At 63.0% G+C, this 15,978-nt stretch carries 12 protein-coding genes; 5 read left to right on the top strand and 7 right to left on the bottom strand.

What is annotated here, in order from left to right:
- Window positions 1–17 precede the first annotated feature (17 nt).
- From sdhA to FYB92_RS01035, 4 genes are all read right to left on the bottom strand, one after another.
- The gene (gene sdhA / locus FYB92_RS01050) at window positions 18–1,829 is read right to left on the bottom strand and encodes a succinate dehydrogenase flavoprotein subunit (RefSeq protein WP_048858821.1); all 1,812 of its coding nucleotides are present in this window, start codon (window positions 1,827–1,829) and stop codon (window positions 18–20) included.
- A 100-nt stretch (window positions 1,830–1,929) separates the two neighbouring features.
- Window positions 1,930–2,358 carry a succinate dehydrogenase, hydrophobic membrane anchor protein gene (gene sdhD, locus FYB92_RS01045; protein WP_048858820.1) on the bottom strand — a complete coding sequence of 143 codons (429 nt, stop codon included), beginning with the start codon at window positions 2,356–2,358 and terminating at the stop codon, window positions 1,930–1,932.
- 1 nt (window position 2,359) lies between these two features.
- Window positions 2,360–2,752 (bottom strand): succinate dehydrogenase, cytochrome b556 subunit, encoded by a 393-nt coding sequence (gene sdhC / locus FYB92_RS01040; protein WP_225578717.1) that lies wholly within the window; start codon window positions 2,750–2,752, stop codon window positions 2,360–2,362.
- Between the two features lie 251 nt (window positions 2,753–3,003).
- Entirely contained in the window at window positions 3,004–4,035 is a 1,032-nt protein-coding gene (locus tag FYB92_RS01035; RefSeq protein WP_040511281.1) for an aspartate-semialdehyde dehydrogenase, read from the bottom strand.
- 400 nt (window positions 4,036–4,435) lie between these two features.
- On the opposite strand from FYB92_RS01035, the gene zwf reads away from it, so the two are divergent.
- Window positions 4,436–5,971 (top strand): glucose-6-phosphate dehydrogenase, encoded by a 1,536-nt coding sequence (gene zwf, locus FYB92_RS01030; protein WP_075624869.1) that lies wholly within the window; start codon window positions 4,436–4,438, stop codon window positions 5,969–5,971.
- Window positions 5,972–6,183: 212 nt separating this feature from the next.
- Here the strand turns inward: zwf and FYB92_RS01025 are convergent, their stop codons facing one another.
- The 3 genes from FYB92_RS01025 to FYB92_RS01015 all read right to left on the bottom strand — a co-directional run bounded on the left by FYB92_RS01025 (window position 6,184) and on the right by FYB92_RS01015 (window position 7,876).
- The gene (locus FYB92_RS01025; protein WP_075624801.1) at window positions 6,184–6,720 is read right to left on the bottom strand and encodes a Spy/CpxP family protein refolding chaperone; all 537 of its coding nucleotides are present in this window, start codon (window positions 6,718–6,720) and stop codon (window positions 6,184–6,186) included.
- 60 nt (window positions 6,721–6,780) lie between these two features.
- Window positions 6,781–7,125 (bottom strand): hypothetical protein, encoded by a 345-nt coding sequence (locus FYB92_RS01020; RefSeq protein ID WP_003617089.1) that lies wholly within the window; start codon window positions 7,123–7,125, stop codon window positions 6,781–6,783.
- Between the two features lie 109 nt (window positions 7,126–7,234).
- A complete protein-coding gene (locus FYB92_RS01015) occupies window positions 7,235–7,876 on the bottom strand; it encodes a 2OG-Fe(II) oxygenase (RefSeq protein ID WP_332828952.1) in 642 nt (213 codons plus the stop codon).
- A gap of 271 nt (window positions 7,877–8,147) precedes the next feature.
- Between FYB92_RS01015 and zapE the strand changes: the two genes are divergently transcribed.
- The 4 genes from zapE (at window position 8,148) to lpdA (ending at window position 15,975) form a co-directional block, all read left to right on the top strand.
- Complete coding sequence (gene zapE, locus FYB92_RS01010; protein ID WP_075624799.1) at window positions 8,148–9,359, top strand: cell division protein ZapE; 1,212 nt, start codon at window positions 8,148–8,150, stop codon at window positions 9,357–9,359.
- Between the two features lie 380 nt (window positions 9,360–9,739).
- The gene (locus FYB92_RS01005; protein WP_075624797.1) at window positions 9,740–12,604 is read left to right on the top strand and encodes a 2-oxoglutarate dehydrogenase E1 component; all 2,865 of its coding nucleotides are present in this window, start codon (window positions 9,740–9,742) and stop codon (window positions 12,602–12,604) included.
- A gap of 289 nt (window positions 12,605–12,893) precedes the next feature.
- Entirely contained in the window at window positions 12,894–14,144 is a 1,251-nt protein-coding gene (gene odhB, locus FYB92_RS01000; protein ID WP_003617100.1) for a 2-oxoglutarate dehydrogenase complex dihydrolipoyllysine-residue succinyltransferase, read from the top strand.
- A gap of 73 nt (window positions 14,145–14,217) precedes the next feature.
- Window positions 14,218–15,975: a dihydrolipoyl dehydrogenase gene (lpdA, locus tag FYB92_RS00995; RefSeq protein ID WP_075624796.1), complete on the top strand. Its 1,758-nt coding sequence runs from the start codon at window positions 14,218–14,220 to the stop codon at window positions 15,973–15,975.
- Window positions 15,976–15,978 lie beyond the last annotated feature (3 nt).

Here is a 15,978-nt window from a genome sequence, read left to right as displayed (position 1 = left end):
CCCTTTCCGCCGCGCGCTCAGTAGACGCGTTTCTTGGGGGGGAAGACCTGAACGTCATCGGTCAGTGTCTTCATATGCACGGGGCGGTAGGTCAGCGTGACCTCACCCTTGTCGTCCATGTGGGCGACGGTGTGCTTCATCCAGTTCTTGTCGTCACGATCGGGATAGTCGTCATGCGCCTGCGCGCCGCGGCTTTCGTGGCGTGCTTCCGCCCCGGCCATCGTGACGGTGGCATTGGCGAGCAGGTTTTCGAACTCCAGCGCTTCCATCAGGTCGCTGTTCCAGATCAGCGAACGGTCGGAGATGGAGATATCGCCCACTTCCTTCCAGATTTCCGCGATCTTTTCCACGCCTTCGGCCAGGCTCTTGGTGTTGCGGAACACGGCGGCGTGCTTTTGCATCGTGCGCTGCAGGTTCGAACGCATTGCGGCGACGTGGGTCTTGCCCTTGGCATTGCGCAGGCGGTCAAAACGCTCGATCGCCTTGTCACCCGCACCTGCGGGCAGCGGCGGGATGGTTTCCGCGCTTTTGACGATCTGTGCCGCGCGCTGTGCCGCGGCGCGACCGAACACCACCAGATCCAGAAGCGAGTTCGTGCCCAGCCGGTTCGCGCCATGCACGGACACGCATGCGGCCTCGCCCACGGCCATCAGGCCAGGCACCACGGCATCGACATCATCGGCGGTGGGGCGGATGACCTCTCCATGGTAATTGGTGGGGATACCGCCCATATTGTAATGCACTGTCGGCAGAACCGGCACCGGTTCCTTCGTCACGTCCACACCGGCAAAGATGCGCGCCGTTTCCGAAATGCCCGGCAGGCGTTCATGCAGCAGGTCCGCGCCGAGATGTTCAAGGTGCAGCAGCATGTAGTCCTTGTTCGGACCACAGCCACGGCCTTCGTTGATCTCGATCGTCATGGCGCGCGACACCACATCGCGCGAGGCGAGGTCCTTCGCTGTCGGCGCATAGCGTTCCATGAAGCGCTCGCCTTCGGAATTGGTCAGGTATCCACCCTCGCCACGGCACCCTTCGGTCAGCAGGCAGCCGGCGGGGAAGATGCCGGTGGGATGGAACTGCACGAATTCCATGTCCTGCAGCGGGATGCCCGCGCGCACCGCCATGCCACCGCCGTCACCGGTGCAGGTATGGGCGGAGGTGCAGGAATGATAGGCACGGCCATAGCCACCGGTCGCAAGCACGACCATCTGCGCACGGAAACGGTGCAGCGTGCCATCGTCCAGGCACCAGGCGACGACGCCCTTGCACGCGCCGTTGTCGTCCATGATCAGGTCGATGGCGAAATATTCGACGAAGAATTCGACGTTATGCTTCAGGCACTGCTGGTACAGCGTGTGCAGGATGGCATGGCCCGTGCGGTCGGCGGCGGCGCAGGCGCGGGGCACCGGGGCCTCGCCATAATTGCGCATGTGCCCGCCAAAGGGGCGCTGGTAGATCTTGCCCTCTTCGGTGCGCGAGAACGGAACACCCATGTGTTCGAGTTCCTGCACGGCGGGCACCGCCTCGCGGCACATATATTCGATGGCGTCCTGATCACCCAGCCAGTCCGACCCCTTGACGGTGTCGTACATGTGCCAGCGCCAGTTGTCCTCGGCCATGTTGCCAAGCGATGCGCCGATGCCGCCCTGTGCGGCGACGGTATGGCTGCGTGTGGGGAAAACCTTGGTGATGCAGGCGGTCTTCAGGCCGGCCGCACCCATGCCAAGCGTGGCCCGCAGGCCGGAACCACCGGCACCGACCACGACCACGTCATAGGCGTGATCGACGATCTTGTAATTGCCGGGGATTGGGGATGTGATCGCATTCATTGTTTGGACGTGTCCCGATGCTCGTTCGGACTGTCGGGCGGGTTTGTCCGGGCCGCCAGTCCGCGAATGTCTCTGTCTTGCCGGTGGCGTGGCGCGCGCGTCAGTTCGCGGCGATTCGCCCGCGCGTCGCGACAAGCGCCAGCTTCAGAACCGAAATCGCGCCGAACACGCCCAGCAGGAAAATCACGCTTTTCATCAGCAGGCTTGCCGGGACATGCGCCTTGCCATGCACATAATCATCAATGATGACCTGTAGGCCCAGTTGCGTGTGGTAGAAGGTCAGGATCACCAGCGCCATCATCATGGTGGCGTTGACGGGCCGACCGCCCCACTGCGCGACTTCGGGTTGTGACGCACCCGCAAGGCGGAAGACCTGGATGACGAACCATCCCGACAGCGGCACCAGTGCGACGGCCGACATGCGTTCGGCCCACCAGTGGGCGACGCCGCTCTTGCCCGAACCCAGGCCACGTGCCCGCGAAAGCTGCGAACGCATGACGGTGATATGCGGTTTGTGCGAAGTACTCATGTCAGGAGGCCCTCTTCTTGGAACGACAGGCTGCGACGCCAAGGATGCTGAGCACGAGTGCCAGCGTGACGCCGACGGTCACGCCTGCGGCGATGGGGCCGTCCTCGTTGATTTTCTTCTTGTCGAAGCGGGCGCCGCTGTCCCATATCAGGTGGCGAATCCCCGCCACAAAGTGATAGACCAGAGCCAGCGCCCAGCCTGCGAGGGCGATCTTGCCCAGCGGATGGCCAGTCACTTTCTGGACCTTGGCAAATGATTTCGGTCCCTTTGCGGCAGCGCTGATCCAGCAGATGCCAAGCGCGGAACCGACGGTGGCGGCAACGCCGGCCGCACGGTTCGCGATCGAAAGGAACATGGAAAGACGGAAGCGGTAGACCTGGAGGTGCGGGGACATTGGCCGCCTGGTCAGAGTTCCGTCGCTTCGGTGCCCTACATAGAGCGCATCACGGACATCCTGCATGGTCGTCTCGTCAATTTCCCTGTTATGGCTTCGGTTTGTTCCGTCGCCTTGTATCATTCGGTCCTACGCCCCCCGATGGGTGTGGTCAACGCAGGCCCGGAACACGAGGTTGAGAGACGCCCCGAATGTATTGATCCAAGCATTGGCGCGGACGCATGGCTGCTCCGCGCCAAAAACGCATGTATTCAGCCGCGTCGGTCCGGTCCCAGCAGGTCAAGTGCGATCATTGTTTCCGCGATCTGAACCGCGTTCAGCGCCGCCCCCTTGCGCAGGTTGTCCGATACGCACCAGAAGCCGAGTCCGTTGGGCACGGTCGGGTCAATACGCAGGCGCGAGACATAGGTCGCGTCCTCGCCCACGGCTTCGATGGGGGTGACGTAACCGCCATCCTCGCGCTTGTCATGCAGTACGACTCCGGGGGCTTCACGCAGGGCGGCGCGGGCACGTTCGAGGTCTACCGGTTCCTCGAACTCCACACTGACGGCTTCGGCATGGCCGATGAAGACCGGCACGCGCACGCATGTGGCAAAGACGGAGATGTCGGGATCAAGGATCTTGCGGGTTTCCACCGCCATCTTCCACTCTTCCTTGGTCGCGCCATCATCCATGAAACGGTCGATATGGGGGATGCAGTTAAAGGCAATCTGCTTGGTGAACTGCTGCGCTTCCGCCGGGTCCCCCACAAAGCTGCCGCGCGTCTGGGTGAACAGTTCGTCCATCCCGTTCTTGCCCGCGCCCGCGACGGCCTGGTACGTCGCCACGACCACACGCCGGATCGTAAACAGGTCATGCAGGGGCTTGAGCGCCACGACCATCTGGATGGTGGAGCAGTTGGGGTTGGCGATGATGTTGCGCCTGGCCTTTTTCACATCATTGGGATTGACCTCAGGCACCACAAGCGGAACGTCGGGTTCCATCCGAAAGTGCGAGGTATTGTCGATCACCACGCACCCGGCCTTTGCCGCGCGTGGGGCATATAGTGCGGACACGGACCCACCGGGCGAGAACAGCGCGACGTCCCAGCCGGTGAAATCGAAATGTTCGAGGTTGCGGACCTTCAGCACCCGCTTGTCCCCGAACGACACTTCCTGTCCCGCCGACCGGGCGGAGGCCAGCGCCACGATGTCATCCACCGGGAACTGGCGTTCGGCCAGTGTCTTGAGTATTTCACGCCCGACGGCACCGGTGGCACCCACCACCGCAACGCGGTAACCCATTGGATAATCCCCTGATGTGATGCGCCGGGCCCGGATCAGGGACATACCGGCGCGGATTGGCAGACAGTCTGCATAAGCGTCCCGACACGTAGAGCCTGTGTGCGGGTGGTGCAAGCAACACGATATTTTTCCCCGATGTTTTTATCTGTTGCCCGCAAGGCCCCATCTGCTTTGCATATATGGCGGCATGACAGCAGGGGCTGACGATTTCGGCCGCGTGGATATGCCCGCCGTGCTGTACACCATTTGAGCAGGCGCAAAGCATCATGCCCATATATGGTGCTATGGCATACAGCATGCCCGGCGGCGTGCGCGCAGGCCGGGGCGGATTTTTGCGCGCATGGGCGCTCTGGCGTTTGTGTTCGCGCGCAAAAGCACAGCCAAAGGACTGTCACGGATCATGTCATTACCTGATGCCAACCCTGTCCCACCGACGTCGCGTGCGCCCGCGGGTGCGCGCCCGGCGCCTGCCTGCACGCTGGTGATTTTCGGCGCGCATGGCGACCTTACGAAACGTCTGCTGATGCCCGCGCTGTACAACCTTGCCGGCAGCGGCCTGCTGGACCCCGGCTTTCGCATCATCGGCATTGACCGGGTCGCCAGCACCACCGCGCAGTGGCGCGATGGCCTGACGGAGATGATGCAGTCCTTCACCCATGACCCCAATGCCGAATTCCATGCGCCCAGCATCGATTCGGCCCAGTGGGGATGGGTGTGCGAACGGCTGGAATATGTACAGGCCGATTTCGGTGACATCGCGCAGGTCCGTGCGCTGGGCGCAAAAATACCGGGCAATGCTATCTTCTACCTTGCCGTGTCGTCGCGTTTCTTTGCCCCCGTGGTGGAAATGCTGGGCCAGGCGGGACTGGTGACGCAGGAGGACGGGCGTTTCCGGCGCGTGGTCGTTGAAAAGCCGTTTGGCGCGGACCTTGCCAGTGCGCGTGAACTTAACCGCCGCATCCTTGCCGTGCTGGATGAAAGCCAAGTTTATCGCATCGACCATTTCCTTGGAAAGGAAACGGTGCAGAACATCCTGGCCATGCGTTTTGGCAACCTGTTGTTCGAACCGCTGTGGCGTAACGAGTTCATCGACCATGTGCAGATTACCGCGGCCGAGACGATCGGCGTGGAACAGCGTGGTGCGTTTTACGAACCCACTGGCGCGTTGCGTGACATGATCCCCAACCACCTGTTCCAGTTGTTTGGCATGGTGGCGATGGAGCCGCCGAATTCGTTTTCCGCCGATACCGTGCGCACCAGCAAGGAACAGTTGTTCGAGGCGGTGCGCCCCATCCCCCCCACCGACGCAGTGCGCGGACAGTATGGCGCGGGCACGGTGGATGGCGCCGCCGTCACGGCCTATCGTGAAAGTCCGGGCGTCGCCCCCGACAGCCATACCGAAACCTATGTCGCGCTGAAACTGCATGTCGATAACTGGCGCTGGGCCGGGGTGCCGTTTTACCTGCGCACCGGAAAGTCACTGGGTGGCCGCCGGACGGAGGTGGTGGTGCAGTTCAAGAAGCCGCCGATGATGATGTTCCGCGATACCGAAACGCAGGACCTGCCACCTAACCGCATCATCCTCAACATCCAGCCCGCGCAGGGGCTGACGGTGGAAATGGGGGCCAAGAAGCCGGGTCCGAAGATGGACCTTGCGGAGGTTCAGGTGCGGTTCCGTTATGAGGACGTTTTCGCGCAGACACCCAATGTGGGGTACGAAACACTGCTGTATGACTGCCTGACGGGGGATGCGACACTGTTCCAGCGTGCCGATAATATCGAGGCGGCATGGCGTGCGGTCGATCCGGTGTTGCAGGCATGGGCGGATAACGCGGACGGGCTGGAACTATATCCCGCCGGTGCGACCGGGCCAAAGGGGGCGGATGACCTGCTCGCCCGTGACGGGCGGGCCTGGTACCCGCTTGATGGCGTCTGATGAAGGCGGGACGACGGTGGGGGGCCTTTTTTCAGGAAGGCGGTGCCCCGTGATGTTTGCTGGCAAGGCCCACCAGAAACCTGTGTGCTGAATCTCAGGGTCGTGGATGAAAAAAGGGGCGCGGTCCTGCATGGATCGCGCCCCCGCCGGGTCATGTGCCTCGGGCCATGGTTCCTGCCGCCCCGGACGGGCACGGCAGGAAGGTCATCGGCTTATTTCGTGGCCGTGCTGTCGGATGCGGCGGCCTGACCCGCATCGGCCTGACGTTCGGCATGTTCCTCGTCACCCTGACGGAACAGGGCATCGGCATTCTTCTTCTGCTTCTTGGAGAATGTGGCATATAGCGGCACGAAGGCCTGATTCAGCGTCTGCATGTCCTGCGCGCGCTGTGCGACCAGCGTGGCATAGGACTGCATATTGTCGGTCGCGTTCATGGTGGGCAGATCGGCGCGACGCTTTTCGATCGCATCATGCAGGCGGCTGGCATTGTCGCGCATGTCCTGCGCAAACGGCGCCCACAGCTTTTCCTGCCCCTTGGTGATGTGCAGCTGCGTGTGCAGGGCGGTGATGTGTTCTTCCAGCTGTTCGGGAGAGGGATCATGCGGCGTATGCGCAAGTGGCGCTGTCGCAGCCGGAGTTGTCGCAGGGGACGCGGCAGGGGACGCAGCCTGTGTCGGGGGAACGGCGGCCATGGCCATGCCCGGCAGCATGAGGAGGGCGGCGGCAGGAAGGATGCGGCGAAGATTCATGACGGGATACCTTCAGATCTGTTCGGGCGGGGTGCAAACGCGGTCCTTGATGACCGGGTTTCAGTACCCGTAACCATAAGGGGAATAATAGGATGGCGGCGGCGGCGGGGGCACCGGCTGCGGCGGGTAATAGGCAGGGGGCGGGGCCACGGCACGGTCTGACATCGCACTGCCCAGCATGGTGCCGATCGCAAGGCCCGCGATGCCGCTGCCGACCGCAAGGCCCACGCCGCCGCCGCCACGTCTGCCGCGATTGTCATGCCACCCGCCATGCGGCGGTGGTGGACCGCCCCGCCCGTGCCACGGCTGCGCCAGCGCGGAGGCGGCGGGCAGGGTGGCGGCCGCCAGTGTCAGTGCCGCGCCCGCGACGGCAAGAAACTTGGGGAATCGTAAAAACCGCTTCAATGCGAGGGCCCTTGTCCAATGGTGTGTGAAAAGGAAATGGCGGGTAATGTCTTAACCATCTGTGATCATACCCTGCGTCATGTCGAAATGATGGCTGAGATGGCCTCCGTTATGCCGCGATCCGCAGGCGCTTGGTCAGGGCCGAAAGCCGGTGGCGACGCAGCTCGCCCCGTGCGCGCGAATCATTGGTCATATAGTTGAGCTGTATGGTGTTGCGCACGCCGACATACCGGCGATGTCCATGCCATGTGTTCATGCCATTGGGGAAAACCAGCAGCGTTCCGTTCACCGGGGCGACTTCGGTGGTATAGTCCTCAATGTCATGTTCCCCGCGCAACAGGCGCAGGCAACCTTCGTGCCGGGTCCATGCGGTATCGTCCACATTAAGATAAAGCAGCACCGTCACCCGCTTGCATGCCGAGTCGCGGTGAATGCGCCCGTCCTGCGCCCGCGTGCGTCCGCGCAGGGTCAGCATCGTCGGTGCGTCGTGCAGGTCCAGCCCGAACTTCGCCGCGATGATGTCACGCAGCCGTGGCCCCTGCAGTTCCGCCACAAGGTCGCGGATCAGCGGTGAAAGTTTCAGCGCGCTTGGCGGGTAGGATCCCCCCGCGCCAAAGACCGGCAGGGACGCGACCGCCGCGCGCAGATCCTGCGTCCCGATGAAATGGGGCACGATGGTGTGGGGAAACGGGTCGGTGGCGACGACGGCGTTTTCCAGCGCGGCATAATCGGGGATGATGGGTATGGTCATGCGATCCTGTGGGGCCACGACAAGGGGGACGCGCCCAAGATTAAGGGGCCATGCCGTACGTCGCAAGGCCATCGTCAGGCGCATGCCGCTGGGGGTGGGGCGGAGGTGATGCATGGTGTCTGATGAACGTTGCGCGGCCGGGATGGGTCCATCACAAATGCTCCATTTCCCCGCCTTTGTGTTCACCAGATGGAGAGAACGCCCCTAACGGCCATATATGGCGGTTTCGTGCCCTTGCCCATGCGGCGGGGAGGGATTATCGGCGTTGGGTATGGACACCGAAATTCGCACCGCCTCCGCCCCCCCACAGCCGGTTCCGCAAGACGGTGCCGGCCCCTTTGCGACCTATGAGGCCCGCGTGGCTTCGGGGAAGCTTGACCGCGACCCGGAGCAGGAAAAGGCGGCCCGTCGCCTTGACCGGCTCTGGCGCGAACTGCGTGATTACCACCCGATGGTCATGCAGCGTCAGGCCACCGCGCGGCATGGCCTGTTCGGGGGGCTGCGCGCGCGCCTCGGGCTTGGTGGGCGTGGCGCACAGGCCGCTCCCTCCCGCCCGCGTGGCGTTTACATGGTCGGGCAGGTCGGGCGCGGCAAGACGATGCTGATGGACCTGTTCTTTGACCTCGCCCCGGTGGAGCACAAGCGCAGGGTGCATTTCCACCGTTTCATGCAGGACGTGCACCAGCGCATCCATGACATGAAGGTGGCGGACCCCGCCCTGTCCGACCCGATCCCGCCGCTGGCCCGCCAGATCGCGCAGGAAGCGTGGTTGCTGTGCTTTGACGAATTCCAGGTCAACGACATTGCCGATGCGATGATCCTTGGCCGTCTGTTCGATTTCCTGTTCGCTGACGGGGTGGTGGTGGTCGCGACGTCGAACACCAAGCCCGAGGACCTGTTTCAGGACCGCCCCGGCGCGGATGCGTTCAAACCCTTCATCGACATCATCATGCGTGAGGTTGATACCGTCATCCTCGATTCCCCGCGTGATTACCGCCGGGGCTGCGTGCGCGGCATGCGTACATGGATCGTGCCCGCCGATGCGGCGGCGAAGGCGGAACTCGACACCATCTTCACCCACCTGGCCGCCGGCGCGCCGGTACAGGCGGTTGACCTTGACATCATGGGCCGCACCCTGCGGGTCGAACGCGCGGCGGGGCCGGTCGCGCGCTTTACATTTTCCGAACTGTGCGGGCGGTTCCTCGGGGCGGGGGATTACCTTGCGCTTGCGACGCGCTTTGCCAGCCTCGTCATCGACGATGTGCCGCGCATGGGACCGGATAATTTTGACGAGGCCCGACGCTTCATCGTCCTGATCGACGCGTTGTACGAACAGAACGTCAAGCTGTTCGCCTCCGCCGGGGACCAGCCCGATTCCCTGTATGAACGCGGGCAGGGGGCGACGGCGTTCGAACGTACTGCATCGCGCCTTGAGGAGATGCAAAGCGCATCCTACGCCCAGTTGCCCCACCTGTCGGCATAGCTGTTGTGACAACGCCGCGCCCCCTGTGCGCAGGGTCACGCCATCGTGACGCCCATGGCGTGGCTGTGACTGGTGCGGCGGTAGGCAAAGGGGCCGGTCTTTGCTTGGGTAGTCGAGGAAGTTCCCAGGGCCGGAATTGTGCCACGCAGGGCGGTATTTTCATCGCGTTTTCCCCGTTTGCGGGGGGTGCATACGAAAATGTCAGCATGCGTCCACAGCAATCCTGACCTTGATGAATGATGGCGGTACCCATGGCCGGGTGCCGTTAGGGTAAGGGCCATAAGCCGGCCTGCGGGCAGGGGCCATCACATGGCGCCATGGATGCGGGACCGGACAAATAACGCGGCCGACAAGGTCGTCAGTGAGGAGATGTCTTCAAGATGGCGGGCGTAGATATTCTTTCGACCGCATTCAGCGGCGCCAATACGGCCTATCTGGCCGAGTTGTATGCACGCTGGGCGGTGGACCCCAAAAGTGTCGATCCCTCTTTCGCGTCCCTGTTCGCCGAAATGGATGAACAGAGCACGGAAATCGAGCACGATGCCGAAGGCGCGTCGTGGGCGCCACGCGCACCCATGATCACCGGCGAGGAAAGCGTGGCCGCCCCGGCGGGCGGCACGGTTTCCGCCGAAAGCCTGCATGCGGCGGCGGATGACAGTCTGCGTGCGACGCAACTGATCCGGGCGTATCGTGTGCGCGGCCATCTCGAGGCGCGGCTGGACCCGCTGGGGCTGCAGGTGCCCAAGCCCCATGCCGACCTTGATCCCGCGACCTATGGCTTTGGCCCTAATGACCGTGACCGTCCGATCTATCTTGGCCGCATCGTCGCCAGCCTGATCGGGTCGGAAACCGCGACCATCAATCAGGTGCTCGATGCATTGCGCGCGGTCTATTGTGGTCCGATCGGCATGGAATACATGCATATCCAGGATCCCGAACAGCGGATGTGGGTGCAGGCCCGCCTTGAGGGCGACAACTGGCGGCAGGGCGCCAGCGCGCAGGAAAAGAAGGTCATCCTTGAACACCTGACACAGGCCGAAGGTTTCGAATCTTTCTGCCAGAAACGCTATGTCGGCACCAAGCGCTTCGGGCTTGAGGGCGAGGACGTCACCATCCCCGCGCTGCATGCCCTGATTGATCAGGCCGCAAGCGGTGGCGTGCGTTCGGTTGCGATCGGCATGCCGCATCGCGGGCGCCTCAACACGCTCGTCAACATCGTGCGCAAGCCCTATACCGCGATCTTCAGCGAATTCGCCGGTGCATCGTTCAAGCCGGACGACGTGCAGGGGTCGGGCGATGTGAAATACCATCTCGGCACTTCCACCGATGTGGAGATCGCGGGCACGCCGGTCCATATCTCGCTCCAGCCCAACCCCTCGCACCTTGAAGCGGTCGATCCCGTGGTGATCGGCAAGGTGCGGGCGACGCAGGACGATGACGACCCGCACCAGCGTGGCCGCCATATGGGCATCCTGCTGCATGGCGATGCGGCATTCGCGGGGCAGGGGATCGTTTACGAAACTCTGGCGATGTCGCAGTTGATCGGATACCGCACCGGCGGCACCGTGCATGTTGTGGTCAACAACCAGATCGGCTTTACCACCGTTTCGATCCACGCGTTTTCCGGGCTTTACTGCACGGATATCGCCAAGGCGGTGCAGGCCCCGATCTTCCACGTCAACGGGGACGAGCCCGAGGCCGTTGTCTACTGCGCGCGCCTTGCCGCAGAATTCCGCCAGAAATTCGCCTCTGACGTTGTTATCGACATCGTGGGCTATCGCCGCCACGGCCATAATGAATCGGACGAGCCGTCCTTTACGCAGCCGATCATGTACAAGGCCATTGCGGCGCGCCCGACCATCCGCACCCTGTATTCCGAACGCCTGGTGCGCGAAGGCGTGCTGAGCGAGGCGGAGGTCGAGGGCGAATGGAATGCGTTCCATGAAAAGCTCGAAGCGGCGTACCAGGCGGCGCAGGGCTATAAGCCGAACAAGGCCGACTGGCTGGAAGGCGCGTGGCAGGGGCTGAAGCCGCCGCCGATCGATGCGGTCGTGACCATGCCCAAGACGGGTATCGCCATTGACCGGTTGCGCGAAATCGGCGCGGCCCTGTCCAAGGTGCCTGACGATTTCACCGCCAATCCCAAGATCATCCGCCAGCTTAAGGCCAAGGCGAAGATGTTCGAGACGGGCGAGGGAATCGACTGGGCCACGGGCGAGGCGCTGGGCTTTGGCGCGCTGCTTCAGGACAAGCATCATGTCCGCCTGTCGGGCGAGGACTGTCAGCGCGGCACCTTCAGCCAGCGTCACGCCGTCCTGATCGACCAGGTGAACCAGAACACCTATGTGCCGCTGAACAACATCAACACCCAGCAGGCGCATATCGAGATCTATAACTCGCTGCTGTCGGAATTCGGGGTGCTGGGCTTCGAATACGGCTATTCGCTGGCCGATCCGAATGCGCTGGTCCTGTGGGAAGCACAGTTTGGTGACTTCGCCAACGGCGCACAGGTCATCATCGACCAGTTCATTGCCTCGGGCGAGACGAAGTGGCTGCGTATGTCCGGCCTCGTGATGCTGCTGCCGCATGGGTATGAGGGACAGGGGCCGGAACATTCCTCCGCCCGTCTGGAACGTTATCTGCAGCTCTGCGCCGAAGATAACCTGCGTGTGTGTAACCTGACCACGCCCGCCAACTACTATCACGCGCTGCGTCGGCAGTTGTTCCTTGATTACCGCAAGCCGCTGATCATCATGACGCCAAAGTCGCTGTTGCGGAACAAGCTGGCGGTCTCTGACCTGAAGGATTTCGGGCCGGAGACGACCTTCCTGCCGGTGATCGGGGAAATAGATCCCATCGCCGATCCCAAGAAGGTGGAGCGTGTCGTGATCTGTTCTGGCAAGGTCTATTACGACCTGTTGACCGAACGGCGGGAACGCAAGCTCGATACCGTTGCGATCGTGCGTCTGGAACAGTTCTATCCGTTCCCGGCGAAGCTGCTGGGCGACGAACTGTCACGCTATCCCGGCGCGAAGGTCATCTGGTGCCAGGAAGAACCTGCCAACATGGGTGGCTGGGACTTTGTGGATCGCCGGATCGAGGGCGTCCTGGGCAGCATCAAGCACAAGAGCCCGCGTCCCGAGTATGTGGGTCGTATCGCCGCCGCCAGCCCGGCAACGGGTCTTGCGAAGGTGCATCTTGCGGAGCAGGCCGCGCTGGTCAACAAGGCGCTCGGCGTTGCGTAACAGGGCAGGCGGCGGGATGCATGCCCGTCGCCGCCCGGTCATTTCGCCATGCGCCGTTGCATGGATATCGCCCATGAGGCTGCCCATGGACGCAGCCCATGGACATTGCGGCATGTGGCATTGAACAGGGTCCGGTCCGTCATCGGCGGCCGGGCAGGGTTAACAGGCCGGATGGTGGTCGTGCCGCCATATGAACAAGGCCTGAGGTCAGGAACTGTCACGCTGTCCCGTCACGCGCGCGGATAACCGCGATACGGGATTGGGACGGCAAAGGGATTGGAAAATAGGAATGTCTGCCGAGATCAAGGTGCCGACGCTGGGTGAAAGCGTAACTACCGCAACCGTTGCAAAGTGGCTGAAGCAGCCCGGTGATACCGTGTCCGCCGATGACCCGGTGGCCGAACTGGAAACCGACAAGGTCAGCGTGGAAGTCCCCGCGCCGCAGGCCGGTGTGCTGGGTCCGCTGCTGGTGGCCGAAGGGGCGGAGGTCGAGGTCGGCACCGTCCTGTCCACGGTCGAGGCCGGCACGGGCAAGCCCGCCGCCCCCGTGGCGAAGCCCGCCCCGGCACCTGCCGCCGGCGTGCAGGCCCAGCCGCTGAGCACCGGTCCCGTCGCGCGTCCCGCGACGCCTGCGTCCGATGTCGCCGCGCAGGGCGCAGCCCATGCGCCGTTCCCCGCCGCGCAGAAAGCCATGACCGAACAGGGCGTGTCCGCAGCACAGGTCGGCACCGGTTCCGGCAAGGATGGACGTATCACGAAGGGTGACGTGCAGGCATTCCTTGCACAGCCCCGCGCGGCAACCCCGGCCGCCGCCCCGCGTCCGCCGCGCCAGGACGACCCGCGTGAGGAACGCGTGAAGATGACGCGCCTGCGCCGCACCATTGCGCGCCGCCTCAAGGATGCGCAGAACACGGCCGCCCTGCTGACCACCTTCAACGAGGTGGACATGTCGGCAGTCAAGGCGATGCGCGCCGAATACAAGGATGCGTTCGCCAAGAAGCATAACGGCGCAAAGCTGGGCTTCATGTCGATCTTCAGCCGTGCAGTCATTGCCGCATTGCAGGAATTCCCCGCGATCAACGCCGAAATTGACGGCGATGACGTGATCTATCGTGAATTCGTCAATCTTGGCATCGCGGTGGGCGGTCCCAACGGGCTGGTGGTGCCGGTGATCCGTGACGCCGACCAGAAGAACTTTGCCGAAATCGAAAATGCGATCGCAGGCTTTGGCAAGAAAGCACGCGAAGGCACGCTGAAGATTGATGAACTGTCGGGTGGCACGTTCTCCATCACCAATGGCGGCATCTATGGCTCCCTGATGTCCACCCCCATCATCAATGCGCCGCAGTCGGCCATTCTGGGCATGCATTCCATCCAGGATCGTCCCGTGGCCGTGGACGGGCAGGTCGTGATCCGTCCGATGATGTATATCGCGCTGACCTATGACCACCGCATCGTCGATGGTAAGGAAGCCGTCAGCTTCCTCGTCCGGGTCAAGCAGAACGTGGAAGATCCGCGTCGTCTGCTGCTGCAGGTCTGATGCGGCGGGCGGGGGGCCGATCCATGGCCTTCCCGCCTGATCCTCCACGATACCGCAAGCAGGACAGAATAGAATGACCATTGAAATCAAGGTTCCGACGCTGGGTGAAAGCGTCACCACCGCCACGATCGGCAAATGGCTGAAGCAGCCGGGCGAGACGGTTTCCGCCGATGACCCGATTGTGGAGCTGGAAACGGACAAGGTCAGTGTCGAAGTCCCGGCCCCGCAGGCTGGTGTGCTTGGCGCGCACAAGGTGGCCGAAGGTGATGAAGTCGAGGTCGGTGCGATCCTGACTACGCTGGAGGCCGGTGGCGCCGGTGCCGCGGCAAAGCCTGCCGCCCCCGCCAAGGCCGCTGCACCCGCGGCTGCCCCTGTTTCGGCCCCTGCTGCCTCCGCCCCTGTTGCCTCTACCCCGGCGGCCCCCGTTGCGGCCCCGCCGGCAGAGACGGATTACGATGTCATCGTGATCGGTGCTGGTCCCGGCGGTTATGTCTGCGCCATCCGCGCGGCACAGCTTGGCTTCAAGGTGGCCTGCGTCGAAAAGCGTGCGACCCTTGGGGGCACCTGCCTCAATGTCGGGTGTATCCCGTCCAAGGCGCTGTTGCAGCAGTCCGAGAATTTCCATGCTGCCAAGGATGAATATGCCGACATGGGCATCATCATCGACAGTGTGAAGCTTGACCTCAACCGCATGATGGCGCGCAAGCAGTCGGTGGTGGACGCCAACGTCAAGGGTGTCGAGTTCCTGTTCAAGAAGAACAAGGTCACCTGGCTGAAGGGTGAAGGCCGCGTCGAGGGCACCGGTCGCATCACCGTCAATGGCAAGCCCGTGACGGCGAAGCACATCATCATCGCCAGCGGCAGCGACAGCGCAGTACTGCCGGGTGTCGATGTCGATGAAAAGCAGATCGTGACTTCGACCGGCGCACTCGAACTGTCCGCCGTGCCGAAGAAGATGGTGGTGATCGGTGGTGGTGTGATCGGCCTCGAACTCGGCAGTGTATGGCATCGCCTGGGGGCCGAGGTGACGGTGATTGAATATCTCGACCGTCTGGTGCCGGGCACGGATAATGAAATCGCCAAGCAGTTCCAGCGTATCCTGACCAAGCAGGGGCTGGAAATGAAGCTGGGTCACAAGGTGACCAAGGCCGTCAAGGGACCAAAGGGCGTGACCCTGACGGTGGAACCGTCGGCGGGTGGCACGGCGGAAACGATCGACGCGGACATCGTGCTGGTGGCGATCGGGCGTTCTGCAGCCAGCAAGAACATGGGTCTGGAAGAAGCGGGGATTGCGCTGGACAAGCGTGGCCGCATCGTGACCGATGCCCATTATGCGACGAACGTGCCGGGGATCTATGCCATTGGTGACGTGATTGCAGGCCCGATGCTGGCGCACAAGGCCGAAGAGGAAGGTGTCGCCATTGCGGAACTGCTGGCCGGTCAGGCCGGGCACGTCAATTACGGCGCCATTCCCGCCGTTGTCTATACATGGCCGGAAGTCGCGACCGTGGGCAAGACCGAGGAAGTGTTGAAGGAAGAAGGCGTCGCCTACAAGGTTGGCAAATTCCCCTTCACCGCCAATGGTCGTGCGCGTGCGATCGGGATGACCGATGGGTTCGTCAAGGTTCTGGCTGACGCCAAGACGGATGCGGTGCTTGGTGTGCATATCATTGGCCCGATGGCGGGCGAACTGATTGCCGAATGCACCATGGCGATCGAATTCGGGGCATCGTCCGAAGATATCGCCCGCACCTGCCATGCGCATCCCACACTGAGCGAAGCCGTCAAGGAAGCCGCTCTGGACGTGGACAAGCGCGCCATTCACATCTGAACC

The sequence above is a fragment of the Novacetimonas sp. GS1 genome (assembly GCF_036686925.1).
GTDB lineage: Bacteria > Pseudomonadota > Alphaproteobacteria > Acetobacterales > Acetobacteraceae > Novacetimonas > Novacetimonas hansenii.
Note: the sequence above shows the minus strand (reverse complement) of the source record. Positions and strands in the feature narration are given on the sequence as shown.